This is a genomic window from Peptoniphilus indolicus ATCC 29427 (genome assembly GCF_000227315.1).
Classification (GTDB): domain Bacteria; phylum Bacillota; class Clostridia; order Tissierellales; family Peptoniphilaceae; genus Peptoniphilus; species Peptoniphilus indolicus.
Genome location: NZ_JH165062.1, coordinates 127,308 through 131,214, shown reverse-complemented (window position 1 = coordinate 131,214; position 3,907 = coordinate 127,308). Strand labels below are relative to the sequence as shown.

Sequence of the window (3,907 nt, the reverse complement as noted above, 5' to 3'; positions counted from 1 at the left end):
AGAAATTATTTAGTAAAATATCATTCATAAAAATATTTGGAACATTTATCTGTATTAGGATATAGTAAAGTAAATAGGAGGACTATTTTGAATAAATTAGAAAATTATAATCCAAAGAGAGTTTTTTATTACTTTGAAGAAATTACTAAAATCCCTAGAGCTTCATTTAATGAAGATAAGATAGCTACATGGTTAGTGGATTTTGCAAAAGAGCATAGGTTAGATTATACAAGAGATTCCCACGATAATGTAATTATAAGAAAACCAGGAACTGAAGGATATGAGTTATCTCCAACTTTAATTATTCAAGGGCATATGGATATGGTTTGTGAAAAAAGTGAAATATCAAACATAAACTTTGATACTGACCCTATTGAATTTACAGTTGAAGATGGAAAAATAATAGCTCATGAAACAACACTTGGAGCAGACAATGGTATTGCAGTTGCAATGGCACTTGCTATTTTAGAATCTGATGATATTGAGCATCCACCTCTTGAAGTATTAATAACTTCAAATGAAGAGAGTGGAATGACAGGTGCGTCTAATTTAGACGGAAGCATTCTACAGGGTAAAATGTTATTAAATTTAGACTCTGAAACTGAAGGAGTTGCTTGTATAGCGTGTGCTGGTGGTAGAAGAGACGTATTAACATTTAAAAAAGATTTTAAAGAAATTTCAAAAGGAAGAGCATTTTATGAATTATCTATTTCTGGTTTAAAGGGAGGACACTCAGGACAAGAAATCCAAAAAGGTCTTGGAAATTCTAATAAACTTTTGGCAAGAGCTCTTTATGAATTAAGGGATAATATAGACTTAGTAGATATTTCTGGAGGAGCGAAACCAAACGCAATTCCTAGATATGCAAAAGCTATTATAGCAGTCGATGAAAATGAGCTAGTTGAGATTCAAAAGAAAGTCATTATATTAAATAGGGATTATGTAAAAGAATTTGGAAATACTGACCCTGATGTTAGATTGAATTTTGAAGCAACTTCAATTTATGATAAAGCTTTAAAAGATGAGTTAGCAGAAAGAATTGTACAGGCATTATTGATACTTCCTAATGGAGTACAATCAATGAGTAACGATATAGAAGGTTTGGTAGGCTCTTCTATAAACGTTGGTGTAATAGAGTCAGATGATGACGAAATTAGAATTTTAACTAATATAAGATCTGCTCTTACTTCATTAAAAAATGAAATTGGAATAAGAAATCTTGAAATAGCTAAATTAGTTGGAGCAACTTATGAAATTAAGAATGATTATCCAGCTTGGGAATACAAGGCTAATTCTCCATTAAGAGAAGTGGCTATAAAAGTATATAGAGAATTAAATAAAAAAGATCTTGAATTAGAAGCTATACATGCAGGACTTGAGTGTGGAATTTTTAAAGACACAATAGGAGATATAGATATGTTATCTATTGGGCCTAACATAAGAGGTCCACATGCACCAGGTGAAAATTTAGAAATAGCATCTACTGAAAGAGTTTATGAATTTGTAAAACAAATCTTGAAAAACTTGAAATAAAATTAGGAGGCATAAATTATGCAAAATGAACACAATCACGAAGAAGAATTTGAATACGATGTAATAGGTATTCCATTGGAAGATGGAACAGAATTAAACTGTATAGTAATAGATATCTTTGATGTAGAAGGAGAAAATTATATAGCTTTAATTCCGGAAGATGAGATTGAAGATGGAGAACTTATACTTTTTAAATATCAAGAACTCTCAGAAGAAGAAGTTGAACTTACTGAAATAGAAGACGATGAAGAATTTGCTAAAGTATCTGAAACTTTCAGTAAATTACACGATGAAGAATAGAAATTTTTAAGGGGTTGTTAAAACCCCTAAGAATTATAAAATTTTAGAATGTGAGATGTAATATGGTATATAACAATTATTCAGATTTCCTGTATAATAAATTTGGAGAAAAAGTTTATAAATTGCCTATCAAGTTAGATTTGACCTGCCCAAATAGAGATGGTAAACTTGGCGCAGGTGGCTGTACTTTTTGTGGAGAAGAAGGGGGAAGTTTCGAAAATAGTTGTGGTTCTATAGAAAATCAACTTATTAGTAATATGAATATTGTTAAGAAAAAGTATAAAGCTAATAAGTATATTTCATATTTTCAAAATTTTACAAATACTTATTTAGACTATGAGCAGTTTGTGCAGAATATAAATGATTCGCTAATAGATGGAGTTGTAGGGGTATCTATTTCAACTAGACCAGATTGCTTAAGTGATGAAATATTAGACTTTTTAGAGGAAGTAAATAAAAAATATTTTGTAACTGTTGAGTTAGGGTTGCAAACAGCAAATTATAGAACTCTAAAAAAAATAAATAGGGGACATGGAGTAGCTGAATTTGTAGATGCCACAATAAGATTACATAAGAGGAATTTGAGAGTTTGTGCACATGTAATCTTAAATTTACCTTATGATGACGAGTTGGATAATATTGAAACAGCTCATCTATTAAATGCTTTAAATGTGGAAGAAGTAAAGATTCATGCATTATATATTTTAAAGGGAACTTTAATGGGACAATTGTATCAAGAGGGTAAAATTGATATAATCTCATTAGAGGAATATAAAAGAAGAACTATTTTGTTTTTACGACATTTAGATTCGTCTATAGTCGTTCAGAGAATAATAGGTAGAGCTCCTGAGAAAAATTCTTTATTCTGTAATTGGAACACATCCTGGTGGAAAATAAGAGATGAGATAGTGGCAGAGATGAAAGAAAAAGGATTTCATCAAGGGCAATGTAAAGGAAAGGATTGGTAATTATGGTTAAGTATATTTTAGGCCCAAAAGGATCTGGAAAAACTAGATGGTTAATTGAAAACGCTAATGAAGATCTTAAAAGCGGAAATGGAAATATTGCATTTGTAGAAGTTGATGATGATCATATTTTTAGTCTTGATTATAATGTAAGATTAATAAATGCAACTGATTATAGACTTAATGATAAAGAATCATTCTATGGCTTTATATGTGGTTTATTAGCTATGGATTATGACCTTGAAAAGATATATATAGATGGAATTTATAAGATTTTGAATTTGAATATAGAAGATTTAGAATTTTTAAAGAAGAAATTGGATAAAATAAAAGATATAGAAAGTAAGGAAATTTTTATCAATATAGATACAGAAGTTTCTGAAATTACAGATGAATTAAAAGAAAACATAGTAGAACTTGGTAAGGAGAAATAATTGAATAAGAATGCTGTAAAAATAATTGCCATAATATTGGTACTTTTAATGATATTACCAGTATTTACTGGATTATTTAATTAGATTTGAGGCAAAAGTGACACCACTTAGGAAAAAAGATAAGTTTGAAGATTTTTTTGAACGAAGATCTTTTTTGATTATGCAGTATGACAATGGCGATATAAGTAAAAGAGAGTTTTTACAATATAATTATGAATATTTTGCAGGTGAAAATGCCAGACCTTTTATCAAGATAGATTCTTATGAAAAGGGAATGTACAATTATCAATATTACAATGGTATGGCAAAATATTATAAGATGTTAGCTAGAGAAGTTAAGAACACTAAAAAACATTCGAGATACTATAACTATTACTTAAATTTAGGGAATAAGTTTTATCACGAAAAAGACGAGACAGCTTTCAAAATTTTAAAATTACAAAATTTTGAAAATGTTTCATCTTATTACATTAAATGTGAATCTAAAAAATTAAATCATGTTCTATATGAAATAGTTTTGGAAGATAAAAAAGAGGCTATTTTTCATTCTAAAGCTATGTGGCTTTTAGAAATATTGAAAAGTGAAAGAGTGTTTGAAGATATAGAAAAATCTTCTCTTATAGAAGAATATATAAACGAAAAATACTAGTTGAAAAATCAGCTAGTATTTTTTAA

The 3,907-nt window shown here is 28.8% G+C and carries 5 protein-coding genes; all 5 read left to right on the top strand.

Annotated elements, in window-relative coordinates:
- The first annotated feature begins 87 nt into the window (after window positions 1–87).
- The 5 genes from HMPREF9129_RS06640 (at window position 88) to HMPREF9129_RS06620 (ending at window position 3,881) form a co-directional block, all read left to right on the top strand.
- A complete protein-coding gene (locus HMPREF9129_RS06640) occupies window positions 88–1,533 on the top strand; it encodes an aminoacyl-histidine dipeptidase (protein WP_040552714.1) in 1,446 nt (481 codons plus the stop codon).
- A gap of 18 nt (window positions 1,534–1,551) precedes the next feature.
- Window positions 1,552–1,833: a DUF1292 domain-containing protein gene (locus tag HMPREF9129_RS06635; protein WP_004821765.1), complete on the top strand. Its 282-nt coding sequence runs from the start codon at window positions 1,552–1,554 to the stop codon at window positions 1,831–1,833.
- Between the two features lie 62 nt (window positions 1,834–1,895).
- On the top strand, window positions 1,896–2,801 hold the full coding sequence (gene mnmL, locus HMPREF9129_RS06630) for a tRNA modification radical SAM protein MnmL/YtqA (protein ID WP_004821762.1): 906 nt from the start codon (window positions 1,896–1,898) through the stop codon (window positions 2,799–2,801).
- 2 nt (window positions 2,802–2,803) lie between these two features.
- Window positions 2,804–3,232, top strand: a complete 429-nt coding sequence (locus tag HMPREF9129_RS06625; RefSeq protein WP_004821761.1) for a hypothetical protein — start codon at window positions 2,804–2,806, stop codon at window positions 3,230–3,232.
- Window positions 3,233–3,329: 97 nt separating this feature from the next.
- The gene (locus HMPREF9129_RS06620) at window positions 3,330–3,881 is read left to right on the top strand and encodes a DUF6648 family protein (protein ID WP_004821759.1); all 552 of its coding nucleotides are present in this window, start codon (window positions 3,330–3,332) and stop codon (window positions 3,879–3,881) included.
- Window positions 3,882–3,907 lie beyond the last annotated feature (26 nt).

What these genes read in the sequence shown, in the direction of transcription:
- HMPREF9129_RS06635 (WP_004821765.1), top strand. Translation starts at nt 1,552, where the DNA reads ATGCAAAATGAACACAATCACGAAGAAGAATTTGAATACGATGTAATA.
- mnmL (WP_004821762.1), top strand. Translation starts at nt 1,896, where the DNA reads ATGGTATATAACAATTATTCAGATTTCCTGTATAATAAATTTGGAGAA.
- HMPREF9129_RS06625 (WP_004821761.1), top strand. Translation starts at nt 2,804, where the DNA reads ATGGTTAAGTATATTTTAGGCCCAAAAGGATCTGGAAAAACTAGATGG.